Genomic DNA, 4,265 nt, shown 5'->3' on the forward strand with positions numbered 1-4,265 from the left:
TCAAATACGGTGTACACTACCCGTATGCCCATTTGAAGGTGCTATAGTAGGTTAAAAGGAGCAAAATAGCTTGAAAAGGAATGTGCCGCCACATGTAGAACGGATATTTTTCTAAAAAACTTCGGAATCGGTGATAAAAACGCCAGTTTTTGTACTCGCAAGATTTTTAAACATTTTGATGCGTCAGTACTGCTGCGCGGCGGATTTCGTGGTGAGGATTGCTTTATTGCTTTATTGCTTTATTGATTGGGCCGGCAAGCATCCGCTTCGGGTGACTGTCACCAAACAGCCCAACTTGTATATACAACATCAGCTAAATGGTGACAGTCACCATTTAGCGTCACCATTTAGCTGAATCTATATATACCGGTATATACATGATGCGCCTTACGAGTTAATTTTGGTATAGCATAAAAAACTTCATATTGAGGCAACCTGTTAAAAAAAAGGGAGGTTATTGTTTTGCCTTTACTCGGAATCAGCCTCATTCCCGTCGGTACAAACTCGGCAAGCTTCAGCTCCTCTGTAACCGGTGCTGTGAAAACAATTGAAGACAGAGGCCTCAAATACCAGGTCACCCCCACCGAAACGATCATTGAAGGGCAGCTCGATGAATTGCTGGAGGTGGCCAAAGAAATCCACCAAAACGCCATGGCCGGCAGCAATAGGATAATCACCAACATCACCATCGATGAGCGGAGAGATAAACAGGTCAATATGGAGGAACAGGTGGATATTGTCACACAGTCACTGCGATAATTAGTGGTTGGTGGTTGGTCGTTGGTCGTTGGTGGTTAGTCGTTGGAAAATAGATACGTGGGCGAAAATCTTATCAAAAACAGTTTCCGGCCCTTCAGACTTCAGACTTCTGGCCTCTTGCTTCCGCTTTTCAGGTTGGTCGTTGGAAAATATTGTTCTGCTTCTCGAAACTAGACGCAAGAGTTTCCCTGTCATCTGACATCTCTATGAACTTGACCATTCCGCTAATTAAAATAAAGCAAGTAGGAGAGTTATTATTCTTCCTCATCTTCCTCCAGCAATAACCTGGCAAAATCAATTACTTCATCTTCATAGAGAAATGCTTCTTGTTGTGCCTGCTCTCCCAGGGTTTCAAAAGCATTCCGCACATAAACGGCCTCTTCCGTCATATCCCGGGACCCCAGATAGCAGGCGTATTTTTCGATTATATTTTGATCACAGTAATCGGCAGGCACCTTAAACTCCAGATCAGCCTCAGGCAAGAAAACCGGAAGCCTGCCCAAGTATGCGCAGATACACCTTACATGCAGGTACTTAATGATGGCAATCTGCTTGGTGTCACTTAATAAAATAAGGAAAAACAAAAACTCGTTGAGGGAATCCCTGAGCTCACTATTATCGGTTTCCCTAAGTTCCCTATCTAAACAGCCGAGAACCTCAGGGAAAAAGAAACGGTATTCACCACCCGGAAACAGAACCTCCTCCATAGGAGCCAGAGCCTTTAAAGTGCCTGTCGGGAGATCCTCTGAGGATAATAGAGCCTCTGAACTCTCAGCAGCCTTGGAGATCATGACATAAATCCCCTGCAGTAACGGAAAAAAGTGATACATCTAAGTTCAACTCATCATTGGCAACAGCTTCCATAACGAAATTAATATCGTCATCCGCTTTGTCTGACAACATCTGATCGTACACCGGATAGTTGAATAATATGGAGCGCATCTCCTGATATAATTCCTCTTGATCATCCTCATCGTACTTTTCCATAATCTCAGTTACTTTTTGAGCGGCTACCATCAGATCGCTCCTCGTCTTATACAACACAGAGAATAAAAACAAATCCCTGGTATCATCAACAACCAGCCAACCCAGAGCAGCAAGCAGGGTCTTCAGCTCCCCGTCAGTATAGTCATCATAAAGAAGGGACATGCCTGTGCATTTAAGTGCCTCTGTCATAAACTCCCGCCCCCCAGGGCCAACCAGATAATCAATAATCTCTTTAATAAGCTCGATCTCTTCATCCTCCGACTCATACTCTTGCCCAAACTCAAGCTCAAACTGCCACACCGGGATCCTGATCGACCTCAGTTGGTGCTTCTCCCCCAGCAGCACCTGAAACGCCATTGACAGGGCACTCAAAGCACCCTCATCCTGATTGTATTGTATCTCATCCTCCTCATCCCAGGCTTCTTGAAGTAGCTGCCCCAGCCTCTCCGGTGCAGGCATATGTCCGCCTTCAGCCTGCAGCCCGCATAAAAAACCCAAAGTCTCTATCACCTCAAGCCCCTCAGCAGTAAAACTCCCGACACCCACAGCCTGACTGATACGGCGTGTCGCATCATCCACACGCCCCTGACAGCACCTCTTATACTTACGCCCACTCCCACAGGGACAATCGGAGTTTCGTTCGATTTGGAAGATTTTCATGGTGGACCTCCTAGTTTTTTCAATAAAAACCGTAACACAAGACACGGCATATTGAATTCAGGGTAATAATGGCATGAGAAAAAACTCTGCTGGATTTATGGCGAAAGCAGTCCTGGAGATTTTAGAAGAAAAATCAGTTGCCGAAACTGATTCCGAGCAACAAATTCATCCTTATCTGCTGAATAGACGGAAGAGAGGAACAATCAAGAACATCCCCCGTATTCTACAGGCAAACAGAAGCAAAATCAGCATGGACAGTAAAGGCCGTGTACTCGATAATGTTATTTCAGACCAGCCTGGCGTTCAATCAAAAACGTTTATATGACATTTCAACTTTCCTCGTATTAAGACTATCCCTGAAAGTTTCTATATTAATATAAATTCTCCTGCTAAATAGCTTTACTTTGAAGGCAATAAGCAGGAAATATAAGAGCAAATGGTGAATAACTACTATGTAATGCATTTCATTTTGCAAACTTTGCGAACTTTGCGAACTACAATTTATTGAATAAATAGGAGAATTTTTATCTATGTACTTGCCTGATATCATTGATAATTTTGGGAAAACAAATAACATTGCACATATCTATAGAGAAAACATATTAACCTACGAGGATCTAAAGAAAAAATCCGATGCACTTGCCTTTTATTTGATCAAAATACTGGATCATGATCAAAGCCCTATTATTGTATATGGCCACAAAGAAAACGAAATGCTCATCTGCTTTTTAGCATGTGTGAAGTCAGGGCATCCTTATGTACCTTTGGATAGCTCTATACTGTTGCCTCTCACTCAATTTGACGCTGCAATTCTCACCGCCAATAACGGAAGAATTATAGCGACAGTCTGCCATAAAGTTGAGAATTCAGGTGCCAATCAAAGTCTAGCTAGATAATGCCAGTCAGTGTGCATAGTGTGGATAATGTAAGAGATCCCCCCAGCACCCAAACCAAACCTGTCATGGATACTGAGAGGATCCTTACCCTTTAATTACCTTACCCCGCTGTGCCACGCTGCCTTTCCATATCAGCAAGAATACGCCCGATATCTTTGTCCTCAACCACATCACTGCCCCTTTGCTGTGCATCGTAGAGGGCATACGTGCAAATATGATTTATCAATCGGTGAATACCCTGAGTTGCTGAGTAGATCAACTGCAAAGCACTATCGGAAAATAAAGGGGAGGTCATCGCCGCTGTCTTCATCTGATGCCGAATGTAGTCTGCAGATTCCTCCTCAGTCAACCCGGTAAGATGGAAACGCAGTTGGATGCGCTGTGCTACAGCCTCAAACTTGTTCTTGCGCAAAGTCCTCCTCAATTCAGACTGACCCACCAGGATCAGTGTAAACAGGGACACAGAATCCATCTGCTGGTTCAAGGCAAAGCGTAATTCCAGGAGCATGGCCGGAGTAATATCCTGTGCCTCATCTATGATTACAACCAGAGATTTATCCCCTTGCTCTACCCTTGTACGCAGTACCTCTTCAAAAAGGCGTTTTGCTTTTGTCAGGGAGAATAAAGGCTCCTCACCCAGATGACGCAGCATTTCCCCATAGAAATCCCGTGGTTTCATCCCTGCCTGGCTTAAGTAAATAACTTGGTAGCGCATAGGATCAAGGGTTTGCACCAGATGGCGAACAAGTGTTGATTTCCCGCTTCCTACCTCCCTGTGAGTACTCCAAAATAACGGTGTTGGACCATCAACTGCATACGGGCAAGCGCTTCCATGTAGGCTGATGAACCGAATAACATTTCATTCTTGGGGTTCCGGGAAAAGGGAACGAGTTTATTCTCAGTTTCCATCTTCATCACCTCTGCTCTCATCATCATTCGAGGCTTTGGGGCAAAGGTTAGAGG

Annotated in this window: 7 protein-coding genes; 3 read left to right on the forward strand and 4 right to left on the reverse strand. The window is 44.3% G+C overall.

The features are described from left to right. The first annotated feature begins 462 nt into the window (after nucleotides 1–462). Nucleotides 463–759, forward strand: coding sequence for an MTH1187 family thiamine-binding protein (locus SSCH_RS05995; protein ID WP_044664676.1), 297 nt, complete (start codon nucleotides 463–465; stop codon nucleotides 757–759). A gap of 254 nt (nucleotides 760–1,013) precedes the next feature. Here SSCH_RS05995 and SSCH_RS06000 read toward each other — a convergent pair whose 3' ends face one another. Continuing rightward, entirely contained in the window at nucleotides 1,014–1,550 is a 537-nt protein-coding gene (locus SSCH_RS06000) for a hypothetical protein (RefSeq protein WP_044664677.1), read from the reverse strand. Beyond that, nucleotides 1,531–2,406 carry an SEC-C domain-containing protein gene (locus tag SSCH_RS06005; RefSeq protein WP_044664678.1) on the reverse strand — a complete coding sequence of 292 codons (876 nt, stop codon included), beginning with the start codon at nucleotides 2,404–2,406 and terminating at the stop codon, nucleotides 1,531–1,533. The genes SSCH_RS06000 and SSCH_RS06005 overlap by 20 nt, the downstream gene beginning before the upstream one ends. Before the next feature lie 73 nt (nucleotides 2,407–2,479). Between SSCH_RS06005 and SSCH_RS06010 the strand changes: the two genes are divergently transcribed. Both SSCH_RS06010 and SSCH_RS06015 read left to right on the forward strand, forming a co-directional pair. Beyond that, nucleotides 2,480–2,731, forward strand: coding sequence for a hypothetical protein (locus SSCH_RS06010; RefSeq protein ID WP_044664679.1), 252 nt, complete (start codon nucleotides 2,480–2,482; stop codon nucleotides 2,729–2,731). A 211-nt stretch (nucleotides 2,732–2,942) separates the two neighbouring features. Continuing rightward, a complete protein-coding gene (locus SSCH_RS06015) occupies nucleotides 2,943–3,302 on the forward strand; it encodes an AMP-binding protein (protein ID WP_232294251.1) in 360 nt (119 codons plus the stop codon). 100 nt (nucleotides 3,303–3,402) lie between these two features. On the opposite strand, the gene SSCH_RS06020 is transcribed toward SSCH_RS06015, so the two are convergent. Both SSCH_RS06020 and SSCH_RS18965 read right to left on the reverse strand, forming a co-directional pair. Further along, complete coding sequence (locus SSCH_RS06020) at nucleotides 3,403–4,035, reverse strand: ExeA family protein (RefSeq protein WP_052835383.1); 633 nt, start codon at nucleotides 4,033–4,035, stop codon at nucleotides 3,403–3,405. A gap of 32 nt (nucleotides 4,036–4,067) precedes the next feature. Beyond that, a partial coding sequence (locus tag SSCH_RS18965; protein ID WP_232294252.1) for a hypothetical protein occupies nucleotides 4,068–4,265 on the reverse strand: 198 nt, incomplete at its 5' end.

Source organism: Syntrophaceticus schinkii, from assembly GCF_000946815.1.
In the GTDB taxonomy this organism is placed as follows: Bacteria; Bacillota; DSM-12270; order Thermacetogeniales; family Thermacetogeniaceae; genus Syntrophaceticus; species Syntrophaceticus schinkii.

Coding starts and splice junctions, on each gene's coding strand:
- SSCH_RS06005 (WP_044664678.1), bottom strand. CDS start 2,406: ATGAAAATCTTCCAAATCGAACGAAACTCCGATTGTCCCTGTGGGAGT.
- SSCH_RS06000 (WP_044664677.1), bottom strand. CDS start 1,550: ATGATCTCCAAGGCTGCTGAGAGTTCAGAGGCTCTATTATCCTCAGAG.
- SSCH_RS06010 (WP_044664679.1), top strand. CDS start 2,480: ATGAGAAAAAACTCTGCTGGATTTATGGCGAAAGCAGTCCTGGAGATT.